Below are 14,530 nucleotides of genomic sequence, written 5' to 3' on the forward strand. Positions count from 1 at the left end.
CGGAACCTTAGCCTGTTTTTCCGCACCTCGCAGCCCCCTACCCTGGCTCCTTGACCCTTTCAAGGAGAGCCCCGATGAACGACAGCCCCCAATTGATCGATACAGCCCCCCACGCGGAACCCCTGCCACTGGCCGGTCTGCTGGCGTTGGCCTGCGCCGGCTTTATCACCATCCTCACCGAGGCAATGCCCGCCGGCTTGTTACCGCAAATCGGTGCTGGGCTTGGGGTCTCCCAGGCCCTGGTCGGGCAACTGGTAACGCTCTATGCGCTCGGCTCATTGCTCGCCGCTATTCCGCTGACATTGCTGACCCGGGGTTGGCGCCGGCGGCCGTTGCTGTTGATCGCCATCGGCGGCTTTGCATTGGTTAACAGTGTCACCGCCTTCTCCAGCCACTATGGCTTGACCTTGGCTGCACGATTTTTCGCCGGTGTGTTCGCGGGCTTGCTGTGGGCCTTGCTGGCGGGTTACGCCAGTCGTATGGTCGCACCTCATCTGCAAGGCCGGGCGATTGCCGTGGCCATGCTGGGTGCGCCGCTGGCCTTGTCCCTCGGCGTGCCCGCCGGCACCCTGCTGGGTACGCTGGTCGGATGGCGCGCCAGTTTTGCCATCATGACTGGCCTGACCCTGTTACTGCTGGTATGGGCGCGTTGGCAACTGCCGGATTTTGCCGGTGAACCGCCAAGCAAACGCCTCGGCTTACGTCAGGTACTGGCGTTGCCAGGCATCCGGCCGGTGCTCTGGGTGACCTTTACCTATGTGCTCGCGCATAACATTCTCTATACCTACATCGCCCCTTTGCTGGTGCCCGCCGGTATCGGCCGCGAGATTGATCGCGTGCTGCTGGTGTTCGGCCTGATGGCCGTGCTGAGTATTTGGCTGGTAGGCATCTGGATTGATCACCACCTGAGGCTGCTGACCCTCATCAGTTGCGCGATGTTCGCCGTTGCCGCCCTGCTGCTCGGACTATGGTTCAACTGTGTAGTCGCCATTTACGTCAGCGTGGCGTTGTGGGGGCTCGCCTTCGGTGGCCTCCCAGCGCTATTGCAAACCGCGCTGGCCAAGTCGGCTGGCAACTCGGCCGATGCCGCCCAATCGATGTTGGTCACGGTATGGAACCTGGGCATCGCCGGAGGTGGATTAGTGGGCGGGCTCTTGCTCGAACGTTGGGGCGTCGTGGCATTTCCATGGGCCGTTCTAGGATTGATCGTGTTGGCGCTGGGCGCAATCCGGGGTAAAGCGCTGCCCGCGCGATGACAAGTTTGTTTACAACTTATTCCTCACCTTCCTATCATCGCCTCTGGGTGCGTTGCTGCATAAAGCACGGCGCAGGTTAAAAGCCAAGCATTGGTCGGGCCGCCAATGGAGATTTGTCGTGCCTGATAAACACCCCGCCATCCCCCGCCCCCAGCGTTTGACTGAGGGCGCGCTGTCCGCCCTTGAGCGCTTTTCACACATCGAAGCCGTCAGCGGGATCGTGCTGCTGCTGGCCGCCATCGTCGCGCTGGTGTGGGCCAACAGCCCCGCCGCCGCGACCTACGAGCATTTCTGGAACACGCCCATCACCCTCGGGCTGGGCGATTACAGCGTGTCGCGTTCCCTGCATTTTCTGGTGAATGACGGGCTGATGACCATTTTTTTTCTGGTGGTCGGTGCCGAGATTCGCCAGGAAATCAAAGACGGCGCCCTCGCCAACCTGAAGCTGGCCACGCTGCCGTTGGGCGCGGCGTTGGGCGGTGTGCTGATGCCCGCACTCATCTACACCCTGCTCAACCACGGCACCGCCGCCGCGAGTGGCTGGGCGGTCCCCACCGCGACCGACATCGCCTTTGCCGTGGGCGTGCTCGCGCTGCTGGGCAAATCGATTCCCAGTGGCGTACGCGTCCTGCTGCTGGCCTTGGCGATCATCGATGACATCGTGGCGATCCTGATCATCGCGATCTTTTTCACCGCCAGCCTCGACTACATGGGCTTGGTGATTGCTGCCGGCGGGCTGGCCCTGGTGTTGGTGTTCCAGCGCATGGGCATCAGCAAGGCAGTGATCTATCTGCTGCCAGGCGCTATCGTGTGGTTTGGCCTGCTCAAGACCGGCGTGCACCCAACGCTCGCCGGGGTGATCCTTGGCTTGATGACCCCCGTCAATTCCAAGCCCACCCGGGAACGCCCGCTGGAAACCATCGAACGCACCTTCAACGAGCTGATGGACCGGTTCTCGCAGCCAGCCGAAGGGGCCCAGCCAGTCGCCACGCCCCTCAAGCAATTGCGCGAAGCTCAAAGGGAAATACTGCCGCCGGTGCAGCGTGTTCAATCGGCGCTGCACCCCTGGGTCGCGTTCGGCGTGATGCCGCTGTTTGCATTGGCCAACGCCGGTGTGAGCCTGGACGGTTTCAATCTGGATGACCCGCTGGCCCACGGTGTTTTCATGGGCGTCATCTTCGCCCTGGTGCTCGGCAAGCCTCTGGGCGTGATGCTGGCAAGCCTGGCGCTGGTCAAGCTCAACATCTGCAAGCTGCCGGACGGTGTGACCTGGACAGGCGTTGGCCTGGTCGGCCTGTTGGCGGGGATCGGTTTCACCATGTCGATCTTTATCTCGTCCCTGGCATTTTCCGACCCGGCCCTGCTGTCGGCTGCGAAATTGAGCGTATTGGCGGCTTCAACCCTGGCGGCGGTGATCGGGTTGACGTGGGGCAAGCTCAAGTTTGCAGCTAAGAACGCCTGAAGCGCATTCAGCTCTCACTTTATCAAGGGCAAAAAAAGACCCCGGCCTTTTCAGGTCGGGGTCTTTTTATTCAGGCCGGCATCAGTACTTCTTGATGTCTGCCTGGGTTTCCAGCTGCTTGCGGTAGGCCGCAAAGTCCTGCTGGCCAATACGGGAAGCGAGGAAGCGGCGGTATTGCGCCTTTTCTTCGTCCGTAGGAGCCGCCGCTTCGTTCACGCCGTTCAAGCGCACGATCACCAGGCTGCCATCGCGCAGGGTCACGGTGGTGAAGGTCGGCTTGTCCTTGGCCGCAGGCTTGGGCATGCGGAACAAGGCTTGCAGCACGGCCGGGTCGATGGAGTCCTGACCACGGGTAGCTGCCTCAGTCACCTTCCAGGCCTGGCCGTCAACCGGCTGGTCCAGCGCGGTCTTGCCATCACGCAGGCTGGCGATCAACTCGTCGGCATGGGCTTTGGCGGCAGCGCTCGCGCGCTCCTTGGTCATCTGGGTGCGAATGGCCGCAGCGACGTTCTCCAGCGGCAACTGGGCCGGCTTGAGATGCTCTTTGGCACGCAGCACGATGATGGTTTCCGGGTCCAGCTCGATAGCGCTGCTGTTGGCACCTTCATCCAGCACTTCCGGGCTGAAGGCTGCAGTGACCACGGCACGGTTGGCCGCAACACCTTCGCCACCTTCACGGCCAAACGGCGCGGAAGTGTGGACGGTCAGCTTCAGGTCAGACGCCGGCTGGGCCAGGTCAGAGGCTTCGAATGCCGCATCTTCCAATTGCTTGGTCGCTTCGACAAAACGCTGTTCAACCTGCTGTGCCTTGAGCTCGCGGGTCAGCTTGTCTTTCAGGCTGGCGAACGATGGCACCTCAGGCGCTTCAACGCCCAGCAACTTGATCAGATGCCAACCGAAGGTAGTGCGCACTGGCGCCGACACCTGGTCTTGCTTCAAGCCGTACAGCGCGGTTTCGAAGTCCGGGTCATAAACGCCAGGGCCGGCAAAGCCGAGGTCACCGCCATTGTTGGCCGAACCTGGGTCCTGGGAGAACTCCTTGGCCAGGGCTTCGAACTTCTCACCCTTGGCCAGGCGCGCCTGGATGTCTTCGATCTTGGCCTTGGCTTGCGCCTCGGTGACCTTGTCGTTGACTTCAATCAGGATATGCGCGGCACGACGCTGTTCAGCGAGGTTGGCGGTTTCCTTCTCGTAGGCAGCCTGCAGCTCATCGTCCTTGACGCTGACCTGGTCGAAGAAGGAAGACTTCTTCAACTCCAGATAGTCGATGACCACCTGGTCCGGGGTCATGAACTCTTTGGCGTGCTGGTCGTAGTAGGCCTTGACCTCGTCGTCGGTGAGCTTCACCGCCGCAGGGTCAGCCTTGATGTTGACGGTAGCGAAGTCGCGGGTCTGTTTTTCCAGACGGGCAAATGCCAGCACCTCGGCGTCGGTCACAAAACCGCTGCCGGCGATGCCTGCGCGAACCTGGCCGATCAGCATTTCCTGGGTCAGCATCTGACGGAATTGCATGCGGCTATAGCCCAGCTGACGGATCACCTGGTCAAAGCGTTCGGCGTTGAACTTGCCGTCCACCTGGAATTCCGGCGTCTGCAGGATCACCTGGTCCAGCGCCGCTTCCGAGAAGCCGAACTTGGAATCGGCAGCACCTTGCAGGAGCAGCTTGCGGTCGATCAGGCCCTTGAGGGCAGCATCGCGCAGCAGTTTTTCGTCCAGCAGGGAAGCATCGAAATCCTTGCCCAACTGTTGCATCAGCTGGCGCCGTTGCATATCGACGGCCTGGCTCAGTTCGGTCTGGGTGATTTCTTCACCATTGACCTTGGCCACGTCCTGCTTGTTATTACCCGAAGCCTGGAAAATGGCTTCGATACCGGTGAACGCCATCAAAGCGACGATGATCCCGATAATGGTCTTGGCAATCCAGCCTTGTGAATTGTCCCTGATATTTTGCAGCATGCGTCCCCCAGAAACGGTTGAACTTCAAAAATTAGGCAACCGTGGAGCGTGGGTAGAGTCCGGATAGAAGAAAGGCGCATCCGAGGATGCGCCTTCTCGTAACTGGCGGAGCGGACGGGGGTTCGAATTTGCACCCCCGGCGTGGCGACCCGATAAGTGGGTCAGCTACCGCTCCGCTGCCAGGTCAGACCTGCGTCCGACCCGGGTAAGCAAAGGCTTGAACGAAGCTTAGTTAACGGCTTCTTTCAGGGCTTTACCGGCTTTGAAACCTGGTTTCTTGGCAGCAGCGATTTGCAGTGCTTTGCCGGTCTGTGGGTTACGGCCAGTGCGAGCTGGGCGGTCAGTCACAGAGAAAGTACCGAAGCCTACCAGTACCACGGAGTCGCCGGCCTTCAGAGCGCCAGTGACGGATTCGATTACTGCGTCCAGCGCACGGCCAGCAGCAGCTTTCGGGATATCAGCGGATGCAGCGATAGCATCAATCAGTTCCGACTTGTTCACTCTAAGTCCCCTTATATATCTATTGAGTATGATTCTAAGTTTTTTGGTAAAAAGCAAAACCAGTGCTGAATGGCCTACAGACACTTAAGAGCCGCTTTATAACAAGGGCTCTAAAAAGCTGTCAAGGAAGCCCCCCAGGCTCCAACACATTAATGCGTGCTAATTCTTTCCTTGGAATCGGACTCGCGTTTTTCGTCCTTCGCGACTATCTCCGGGGCCACATCCGGCAAGGGCTCCGGCGCGTATTGCAGCGCAATTTGCAGGACCTCGTCAATCCATTTAACCGGTTTAATCTGAAGATCCTGCTTGATATTGTCAGGAATTTCCTTCAAGTCGCGAACATTCTCTTCAGGAATGATCACGGTCTTGATTCCACCCCGGTGCGCAGCGAGTAATTTCTCTTTCAGACCACCGATCGCCAATACCTGACCACGCAGGGTAATTTCCCCGGTCATCGCCACATCGGCACGCACAGGAATGCCGGTCAACGCTGATACCAGCGCCGTGCACATGCCTACGCCAGCGCTAGGGCCGTCTTTGGGGGTCGCCCCTTCCGGCATGTGGATATGGGTGTCGTGCTTCTCGTGGAAGTCCAGAGGGATGCCCAGGCTGCGCGCGCGGCTGCGCACCACGGTCTGCGCGGCGGTAATGGATTCGACCATCACGTCCCCCAGGGAGCCGGTCTTGATCAATTGGCCTTTGCCCGGAATCACCGCAGCTTCGATGGTGAGCAATTCGCCACCTACCTGAGTCCACGCCAAACCAGTCACCTGGCCGACCTGATCCTGTTGCTCGGCCAGGCCGTAGCGGAATTTCTTCACACCCAGGAAGTGTTCCAGGGAATCGGCAACTACCTTCACAGAGAAGCGTTTTTCCAGCGCGTGCTCCTTCACCGCCTTGCGGCAGATCTTCGCGATCTGGCGCTCAAGGCCCCGTACACCGGCCTCGCGGGTGTAGTAGCGCACGATGTCACGGATCGCCTCGACCTCGAATTCGATCTCGCCCTTCTTCAGGCCGTTGGCCGAAATCTGCTTGGGCGCCAGGTACTTGACTGCGATGTTGATCTTCTCGTCTTCGGTGTAGCCCGGCAGACGAATCACCTCCATCCGATCCAGCAAGGCTGGCGGAATGTTCATGGAGTTGGAGGTGCACAAGAACATTACGTCAGACAAGTCGTAGTCGACTTCCAGGTAATGGTCGTTGAAATTATGGTTCTGCTCGGGATCAAGCACTTCGAGCAAGGCCGACGCCGGGTCGCCACGCATGTCGCTGCCCATTTTGTCGATTTCATCGAGCAGGAACAGCGGGTTGCGTACCCCCACTTTTGTCATCTTTTGAATCAATCTTCCTGGCATCGAACCGATGTAGGTACGGCGATGACCACGGATTTCCGCTTCGTCACGCACGCCACCCAAGGCCATGCGCACGAACTTGCGGTTAGTCGCGCTGGCAATCGATTCCGCCAGGGATGTTTTACCCACACCTGGAGGCCCGACCAGGCACAGCACCGGACCGCGGATTTTTTTCACACGCTTTTGCACGGCGAGGTACTCAAGGATGCGCTCCTTGACCTCTTCCAGGCCGTAATGGTCAGCGTCGAGGATCTCTTCAGCACGGGCCAGGTCCAGGCGCACCTTGGTCTGGGCTTTCCACGGCACTTGCACCAACCAGTCGATATACGAGCGCACCACGGTGGCTTCGGCCGACATCGGCGACATCTGCTTGAGTTTGTTCAGCTCCGCGGTGGCCTTGGTCAGGGCGTCTTTGGGCAGGCCAGCGGCATCGATACGCTTCTTCAGCTCTTCGATTTCGTTGTGGCCTTCCTCGCCGTCACCGAGTTCTTTCTGAATGGCCTTCATCTGCTCATTCAGATAGTACTCGCGCTGGCTACGCTCCATCTGCTTCTTCACACGGCCACGGATGCGTTTCTCAACCTGTAGCAGGTCGATTTCGCCATCCAGCAACGCCAGCACGTGTTCGACACGGGCCGACAGGTCGATGATTTCGAGGATGTCTTGCTTCTGCTCGATCTTCAGCGCCATGTGGGCGGCCATGGTGTCGACCAGGCGGCTTGGCTCATCAATGCTGTTGAGGGACGACAGGACTTCAGCCGGAACTTTCTTGCCCAACTGCACATACTGCTCGAACTGCGAGAGCAGGCTGCGCACGAACACCTCGGACTCACGCTCCGGGGCTTCGACTTCGTCGATCAGCGCCACTTCTGCACGCAAGTGGCCATCCACTTCCATGAAACGCTCTACGGCGCCGCGCTGCTCACCTTCGACCAACACCTTGACGGTGCCATCGGGCAGTTTGAGCAATTGCAGGACAGTGGCAATGGTGCCGACGCGATACAGGGCATCTTCACCCGGATCGTCATCAGCAGGATTCTTCTGGGCCAACAGCAGGATTTGCTTGTCGCCCGTCATCGCGGCCTCGAGGGCTTCGATAGACTTCTCGCGCCCCACGAACAGCGGGATAACCATGTGCGGATAGACGACGACATCACGCAACGGCAGGAGAGGCAATTCGATGGTTGTCTTCATGATTTCGCCTCTATGACAGTTCAAAAATAAGCTTGAAACCAAGATGGGGGTTACATGCAAAAAAAACAAGCTCAATGCCAGTAGTTAAACGCATGAATACACGCGAATTTAACCACCGCTCCGAGAAAAGCCCCCAAAAAACAAGGGGCCCCTAGAGGCCCCTTGCTTGTACCGCAACTGCTGAACGCTTACGCGTCGGGTGCAGCCTTGGCAGCCGGCTCACTGTTTTCGTAGATATACAGTGGCTTGGATTTGCCTTCGATCACGCTTTCGTCGATCACCACTTTACTCACCTCGGACTGCGAGGGGATTTCGTACATGGTGTCGAGCAATACGCCTTCGAGAATAGAACGCAGGCCACGTGCACCGGTCTTGCGCTCCAGTGCCCGCTTGGCCACCGATTTCAGCGCGTCAGTACGGAACTCGAGGTCTACACCTTCCATCTCGAACAATTTGCCGTATTGCTTGGTCAGGGCGTTTTTCGGCTCGGTGAGGATCTGGATCAAAGCCGCCTCATCCAACTCGTCCAACGTGGCCAGGACCGGCAGACGGCCAACGAATTCCGGGATCAGACCGAACTTGACCAGATCGTCAGGCTCGACTTCACGCAGGGACTCGCCCACCTTCTTGCCTTCTTCCTTGCTACGCACTTCCGCACTGAAACCAATGCCGCCACGGGTGGAACGCTGCTGAATCACCTTCTCCAGACCGGAGAACGCACCGCCACAAATGAACAGGATGTTGCGCGTATCAACCTGAAGGAATTCCTGCTGCGGGTGCTTGCGGCCGCCTTGTGGCGGAACGGAAGCAACCGTGCCTTCGATCAGTTTCAACAGGGCCTGCTGCACGCCTTCACCGGAAACGTCCCGGGTGATCGACGGGTTGTCCGACTTGCGCGAGATCTTGTCGATCTCGTCGATGTAGACAATACCCATCTGGGCCTTCTCTACGTCGTAGTCGCACTTCTGCAGCAGTTTCTGAATGATGTTCTCGACATCTTCACCCACGTAGCCAGCCTCGGTGAGGGTGGTGGCGTCGGCGATGGTGAACGGAACGTTCAGCAGGCGAGCGAGGGTTTCTGCAAGCAGGGTTTTACCCGAGCCTGTAGGACCGATCAGCAAGATGTTGCTCTTGCCAAGTTCAACCTCGTCACCTTTCTTGTCACGCTGGTTCAAGCGCTTGTAGTGGTTGTACACCGCTACGGCCAGAACCTTCTTTGCACGCTCTTGACCAATGACGTACTGGTCAAGGATGCCGCTGATTTCTTTAGGCGAAGGTAATTTATGCGCACTGCTCTCGGCCTGGGCTTCCTGCACCTCCTCGCGGATGATGTCATTGCACAGGTCGACGCATTCGTCGCAGATAAACACCGAGGGGCCGGCAATCAATTTGCGCACTTCATGCTGGCTTTTGCCACAGAAGGAGCAATAGAGCAGCTTGCCGTTGTCCTCGCCGTTGCGGGTGTCAGTCATTCGTTCGATCCAAATCCGATAGGCTTGCAACACAAGATGAAGGCTTATGCGGGCTTTTTCAAGCCCGCCAGTGGTCGGACATGCCGACCAGCCCTATTTTGAGCGGCTTATATTAAGCGGGGCGCTTGTCGATCACTGCGTCGATCAACCCGTATTCCTTGGCAGCTTCAGCGCTCATGAAATTGTCACGGTTGGTATCGCGCTCGATTTCTTCCAGGGTGCGCCCGCTGTGCTTGGCCATCAGCGTGTTGAGACGCTCACGAATGAAGAGGATTTCCTTGGCGTGGATTTCGATGTCCGACGCCTGGCCCTGGAAACCGCCCAGTGGCTGGTGAATCATCACACGCGAGTTCGGCAGGCAGAAACGCTTGCCTTCGGCACCCGCGGTCAGCAGGAAGGCGCCCATGCTGCACGCCTGGCCAATACAGGTGGTCGACACGTTTGGCTTGATGAACTGCATGGTGTCGTAGATCGACATGCCCGCAGTCACCGAACCGCCCGGTGAGTTGATGTAGAGATGGATGTCCTTGTCCGGGTTTTCCGCTTCAAGGAACAGCAATTGCGCACAAATCAGGTTGGCCATGTAGTCCTCTACCGGGCCAACCAGAAAGATCACTCGCTCCTTGAGCAGGCGCGAGTAGATGTCGTAGGCGCGTTCGCCACGAGCGGACTGCTCGACAACCATCGGGACCAGGCCGCCTGCGGCCTGGATATCAGAGTTCTGCTGAATATAGGAATTACGGAACATGCTCTGCAGTTACTCCCAAATAGTCATGTCTTGAAAACGCATAAGCCAGCGCGAGGCTGGCTTATGGTTGAATTTCCAACGAGTTGGACAATCAGTCGGCTTGTGCTGCTTCCGCCGGTTTGACTGCTTCTTCGTAAGAGACCGCTTTATCGGTCACCTTAGCCTTCTGCAGAACAGTATCCACAACTTGTTCTTCCAGCACAACCGAACGTACTTCGTTCATCTGCTGCTCGTTCTTGTAGTACCAAGCCACGACCTGCTCAGGCTCCTGGTAGGCCGAAGCCATTTCCTGGATCATTTCGCGAACGCGGTCTTCGTCTGGCTTGAGGTCGAACTGCTTGACCACTTCGGCCACGATCAGGCCCAGCACAACGCGGCGCTTGGCTTGCTCTTCGAACAGCTCGGCCGGCAGTTGGTCAGGCTTGATGTTGCCACCAAACTGCTGAACCGCTTGAACGCGCAGGCGATCCACTTCGTTGGACAGCAGAGCCTTAGGCACTTCGATCGGGTTGGCGGCCAGCAGACCGTCCATGACCTGGTTCTTGACCTTGGACTTGATAGCCTGGCGCAGCTCACGCTCCATGTTCTTGCGAACTTCGGTGCGGAAGCCTTCGATGCCGGTTTCCTTGATGCCGAACTGGGCGAAGAACTCTTCGTTCAGCTCTGGCAGCTTAGGCTCGGAAACGCTGTTGACGGTAACGGTGAACTCGGCGGCTTTGCCAGCCAGGTCCAGGTTCTGGTAGTCAGCAGGGAAAGTCAGGTTCAGAACGCGCTCTTCGCCGGCTTTGGCGCCAACCAGGCCGTCTTCGAAACCAGGGATCATGCGGTTGGAACCCAGCACCAGCTGAGTGCCCTTGGAGGAGCCGCCAGCGAAGACTTCGCCGTCAACCTTGCCAACGAAATCGATGTTCAGTTGGTCTTCGTTCTGGGCGGCACGGTCGGCCACTTCGAAACGAGTGTTCTGCTTGCGCAGGATTTCCAGCATGTTGTCCAGGTCCGAATCAGCCACTTCGGCGCTCAGACGCTCGATTTCGATACCGTCGAAACCGGCCACTTCAAATTCCGGGAACACTTCGAATACGGCAACGTATTCCAGGTCCTTGCCCGCTTCCAGGGACTTGGGCTCGATCGAAGGCGAGCCAGCCGGGTTCAGCTTCTGCTCGACAACGGCTTCGTAGAAGGAAGCCTGGATCACGTCACCTACAGCTTCCTGGCGCGCATCGGCACCAAAACGACGCTTGATTTCGCTCATAGGCACTTTGCCTGGACGGAAACCAGCGATCTTGGCCTTTTGGGCAGTCTGCTGCAGACGCTTGTTGACCGCAGTCTCGATACGCTCTGCCGGCACGGTGATGCTCAGGCGGCGCTCGAGAGCAGTAGTATTTTCAACAGAAACTTGCATGGATATTCCTCGTTGCACAGACATTAGCCGGCCATTTCCGACCCCAATCAAGGGCATGCATTCTAGTGGGTCAAACTCAAGAAGTCACCCTACTGAAAACACCGCGAAAAATAGCCGGCAATTTATCGGTACGAAAGCACTGAAGTACCTCGCCCGGTGACAAATACAGCCAAATTGCGCCAGGGCTCTGCGCCGCCCCTCTCTATATATAGAAGGAACAACCATTCATCTCCCTGGCGGCCCGCCCTGCGAACAAGGCGAGCAAGCAACGCGGCATCATCGAGATACACAAATACGACGACACGCCCTGCCGGGGCAGCCCAGCACCTGCAACCACCCAATCTCAAACCGCCAAAACCAAAAAAGGCGCCAGACTGTTAAATCTGGCGCCTTTCGAATATGGGGTGGACGAAGGGGATCGAACCCTCGACAACGGGAGTCACAATCCCGTGCTCTACCAACTGAGCTACGCCCACCATATTGCGTTAACAAAGAAACCAAACCACTTCTTTGTTGAGCCCTGCCCCGCCTGACGACCGGGAAAAGCTTTAATTGGTGCGGATGAAGAGACTCGAACTCTTACGCCTCGCGGCGCTGGAACCTAAATCCAGTGTGTCTACCAATTCCACCACATCCGCGCTTGAAGCTCTTAAAGCAAAGGCGCCAGACTGTTAAATCTGGCGCCTCTCAGAATATGGGGTGGACGAAGGGGATCGAACCCTCGACAACGGGAGTCACAATCCCGTGCTCTACCAACTGAGCTACGCCCACCATATAGCGCTACTTGTGCCAAAGCTGCCTAATGGCGCACCCGGCAGGACTCGAACCTGCGACCATCCGCTTAGAAGGCGGATGCTCTATCCAGCTGAGCTACGGGCGCCTTATTAATCTGTACTCTTGGAGGATTACAAACTAAGTGCTTCCAGCCTTGCAGTACAACTATTCTGCTCGACCTTCTTAACCAGTGCTAGGCTGTGCCCGACAAGTGCGACGAATAGTATAGATGCCCTGGAAACCCGTCAAATCTTTTTTGAAAAAAACTGATTTTATTTAAGGGGTTAGGGCAATTTGCAGACCAAGCGCCTTTGCCCTCGCGCCTTGGCATGCGAGAATGCGCGCACTTTTCTTCCCCCTCTCGATGGTTAATCACGCGTAATGACTGCACAACTTATCGACGGCAAATCAATCGCCGCCAGCCTGCGCCAGCAGATCGCCAAACGAGTCACCGAGCGCAGCCAGCAAGGCCTGCGCACGCCTGGCCTCGCGGTGATCCTGGTCGGCAGCGATCCTGCCTCTCAGGTTTATGTCTCGCACAAGCGTAAAGACTGTGAAGAGGTCGGCTTTATTTCCAAGGCCTACGACTTGCCTTCGGACACCACTCAACAGGCCCTGACCGACCTGATTGACAGCCTCAACGATGATCCGGACATGGACGGCATCCTGCTGCAACTGCCACTGCCCGAGCACCTGGACGCCTCCAAGCTGCTGGAGCGCATCCGCCCGGACAAGGACGTCGACGGTTTCCACCCTTATAACGTCGGCCGCCTGGCTCAACGCATTCCCCTGCTGCGCCCATGCACGCCTAAAGGCATCATGACGCTGCTGGAAAGCACCGGTGTCGACCTGTACGGCCTTGACGCTGTGGTGGTGGGCGCATCGAACATCGTCGGTCGCCCGATGGCCATGGAGCTGCTGCTGGCCGGCTGCACAGTGACCGTCACCCATCGCTTCACCAGGGACCTCGCCGGCCACGTCGGCCGTGCCGACCTGGTGGTAGTCGCCGCCGGCAAGCCGGGCCTGGTCAAGGGTGAGTGGATCAAGGAAGGCGCCATCGTTATTGACGTGGGTATCAACCGCCAGGAAGACGGCAAGTTGGTGGGCGACGTGGTGTATGAAACCGCCCTGCCCCGAGCAGGCTGGATCACGCCGGTCCCTGGCGGTGTCGGGCCGATGACCCGGGCCTGCTTGCTGGAAAATACCTTATATGCAGCGGAAACGCTGCACGGTTAATAACCAGAGGTGATGAAAAAGCCCTGCCTTAGCGCAGGGCTTTTTATTGCCCGTGAAAAAACCGTTTTTTCTTAGTTTTTAGGTACTTTCGTCTGGTTCTAGAAGAACATTCGACAGTTCTTCATCCATACTCCTAAAATGTAACGTCATTTGTCTTAAGACCCGTTCTACAACGGCATTTCCTTACTTTTTAGCGAGTTCATCCGCGTGAAAATTCGTCTTTCTATTGTCAGCCTGTTTTTTGCGATAACAGGCACCTTCGCCCACGCTGCCGAATCCACCCTGGCCCCGCGTGACGCCTCCAAGCTGCAGATCGCCTCCGGCAGCGCCATGCTGGTCGACTTGCAGACCAATAAAGTCATTTATTCCAGCAACCCTGACGTGGTGGTACCTATCGCCTCGGTGAGCAAGCTGATGACTGGCCTGATCGTCCTCGAAGCCAAGCAGAATATGGACGAGTACATCGACATCAACATCACCGACACGCCCGAGATGAAAGGCGTGTTCTCCCGGGTGAAGATCGGCAGCCAGATGCCACGTAAGGAAATGCTGCTGATCGCGCTGATGTCTTCGGAAAACCGCGCCGCCGCCAGCCTCGCCCACCACTATCCAGGTGGTTATGCGGCCTTCATTGCCGCGATGAACGCCAAGGCCAAATCCCTGGGCATGACCAGCACCCACTACGTGGAGCCCACCGGCCTGTCGATCCATAACGTGTCGACCGCTCGCGACCTGAGCAAGCTGCTGGCCTATGCGCGCAAGTTTCCGATGCTGAGCCAGTTGAGCACCACCAAGGAAAAGACCGTGTCGTTCCGCAAGCCTAATTACACCTTGGGCTTCTCCAACACCGACCATCTGATCAACCGCGCCAACTGGGATATCAAGCTGACCAAGACCGGCTTCACCAACCAGGCCGGCCATTGCCTGGTGTTGGTGACGAGCATGGGCAATCGCCCGGTGTCGCTGGTGATCCTGGATGCCTTTGGCAAGTTCACCCATTTTGCCGATGCCAGCCGTATTCGTAGCTGGGTCGAGACCGGCAAAGGCGGCGCAGTGCCGGATGTAGCGCTGCGTTACAAGGCCGATAAAAACCTCAAGAACCGAGCGACCGCTACGGAAGTACGTCGATAAGCAGTGATGCGATTTAGTGTGGGAGCGGGCTTCCACATTATTTGAG

10 protein-coding genes and 4 tRNA genes are annotated in these 14,530 nt (G+C 57.9%); 4 read left to right on the plus strand and 10 right to left on the minus strand.

Features of this window, described 5'->3' with window-relative positions; genetic code table 11:
* Positions 1–74 precede the first annotated feature (74 nt).
* Both CLM72_RS16930 and nhaA read left to right on the plus strand, forming a co-directional pair.
* Entirely contained in the window at positions 75–1,256 is a 1,182-nt protein-coding gene (locus tag CLM72_RS16930) for an MFS transporter (RefSeq protein WP_105227217.1), read from the plus strand.
* Positions 1,257–1,374: 118 nt separating this feature from the next.
* Positions 1,375–2,718 carry a Na+/H+ antiporter NhaA gene (gene nhaA, locus CLM72_RS16935; RefSeq protein ID WP_105227218.1) on the plus strand — a complete coding sequence of 448 codons (1,344 nt, stop codon included), beginning with the start codon at positions 1,375–1,377 and terminating at the stop codon, positions 2,716–2,718.
* 81 nt (positions 2,719–2,799) lie between these two features.
* Here the strand turns inward: nhaA and CLM72_RS16940 are convergent, their stop codons facing one another.
* The 10 genes from CLM72_RS16940 to CLM72_RS16985 form a co-directional block, all read right to left on the minus strand.
* A complete protein-coding gene (locus CLM72_RS16940) occupies positions 2,800–4,674 on the minus strand; it encodes a SurA N-terminal domain-containing protein (protein WP_034127947.1) in 1,875 nt (624 codons plus the stop codon).
* Between the two features lie 228 nt (positions 4,675–4,902).
* On the minus strand, positions 4,903–5,175 hold the full coding sequence (locus tag CLM72_RS16945) for an HU family DNA-binding protein (protein WP_003174819.1): 273 nt from the start codon (positions 5,173–5,175) through the stop codon (positions 4,903–4,905).
* Between the two features lie 149 nt (positions 5,176–5,324).
* Positions 5,325–7,721 (minus strand): endopeptidase La, encoded by a 2,397-nt coding sequence (lon, locus tag CLM72_RS16950; RefSeq protein WP_105227219.1) that lies wholly within the window; start codon positions 7,719–7,721, stop codon positions 5,325–5,327.
* Positions 7,722–7,909: 188 nt separating this feature from the next.
* Positions 7,910–9,193 (minus strand): ATP-dependent Clp protease ATP-binding subunit ClpX, encoded by a 1,284-nt coding sequence (gene clpX, locus CLM72_RS16955; RefSeq protein ID WP_003192254.1) that lies wholly within the window; start codon positions 9,191–9,193, stop codon positions 7,910–7,912.
* Positions 9,194–9,305: 112 nt separating this feature from the next.
* Positions 9,306–9,941 carry an ATP-dependent Clp endopeptidase proteolytic subunit ClpP gene (gene clpP, locus CLM72_RS16960; RefSeq protein ID WP_003192255.1) on the minus strand — a complete coding sequence of 212 codons (636 nt, stop codon included), beginning with the start codon at positions 9,939–9,941 and terminating at the stop codon, positions 9,306–9,308.
* 91 nt (positions 9,942–10,032) lie between these two features.
* Positions 10,033–11,343, minus strand: a complete 1,311-nt coding sequence (gene tig, locus CLM72_RS16965) for a trigger factor (RefSeq protein WP_054917375.1) — start codon at positions 11,341–11,343, stop codon at positions 10,033–10,035.
* 400 nt (positions 11,344–11,743) lie between these two features.
* Positions 11,744–11,819: transfer RNA gene (locus CLM72_RS16970), tRNA-His, on the minus strand.
* 77 nt (positions 11,820–11,896) lie between these two features.
* Positions 11,897–11,981 (minus strand) — tRNA-Leu (locus tag CLM72_RS16975).
* 57 nt (positions 11,982–12,038) lie between these two features.
* Positions 12,039–12,114 (minus strand) — tRNA-His (locus tag CLM72_RS16980).
* Between the two features lie 32 nt (positions 12,115–12,146).
* Positions 12,147–12,223: transfer RNA gene (locus CLM72_RS16985), tRNA-Arg, on the minus strand.
* A 275-nt stretch (positions 12,224–12,498) separates the two neighbouring features.
* Between CLM72_RS16985 and folD the strand changes: the two genes are divergently transcribed.
* Both folD and pbpG read left to right on the plus strand, forming a co-directional pair.
* A complete protein-coding gene (gene folD, locus CLM72_RS16990; RefSeq protein ID WP_105227220.1) occupies positions 12,499–13,353 on the plus strand; it encodes a bifunctional methylenetetrahydrofolate dehydrogenase/methenyltetrahydrofolate cyclohydrolase FolD in 855 nt (284 codons plus the stop codon).
* A gap of 207 nt (positions 13,354–13,560) precedes the next feature.
* Positions 13,561–14,484: a D-alanyl-D-alanine endopeptidase gene (gene pbpG, locus CLM72_RS16995; protein ID WP_054898262.1), complete on the plus strand. Its 924-nt coding sequence runs from the start codon at positions 13,561–13,563 to the stop codon at positions 14,482–14,484.
* Positions 14,485–14,530: the final 46 nt, after the last annotated feature.

Origin of the sequence: Pseudomonas sp. MYb193, assembly GCF_002966775.1 — a bacterium.
Lineage (GTDB): Bacteria > Pseudomonadota > Gammaproteobacteria > Pseudomonadales > Pseudomonadaceae > Aquipseudomonas > Aquipseudomonas paracarnis.

Bases quoted from the DNA above. Each gene is read 5' to 3' on its own strand.
- CLM72_RS16930 (WP_105227217.1), top strand. From the start codon at position 75: ATGAACGACAGCCCCCAATTGATCGATACAGCCCCCCACGCGGAACCC.
- lon (WP_105227219.1), bottom strand. From the start codon at position 7,721: ATGAAGACAACCATCGAATTGCCTCTCCTGCCGTTGCGTGATGTCGTC.
- tig (WP_054917375.1), bottom strand. From the start codon at position 11,343: ATGCAAGTTTCTGTTGAAAATACTACTGCTCTCGAGCGCCGCCTGAGC.
- CLM72_RS16940 (WP_034127947.1), bottom strand. From the start codon at position 4,674: ATGCTGCAAAATATCAGGGACAATTCACAAGGCTGGATTGCCAAGACC.
- folD (WP_105227220.1), top strand. From the start codon at position 12,499: ATGACTGCACAACTTATCGACGGCAAATCAATCGCCGCCAGCCTGCGC.
- clpX (WP_003192254.1), bottom strand. From the start codon at position 9,193: ATGACTGACACCCGCAACGGCGAGGACAACGGCAAGCTGCTCTATTGC.
- clpP (WP_003192255.1), bottom strand. From the start codon at position 9,941: ATGTTCCGTAATTCCTATATTCAGCAGAACTCTGATATCCAGGCCGCA.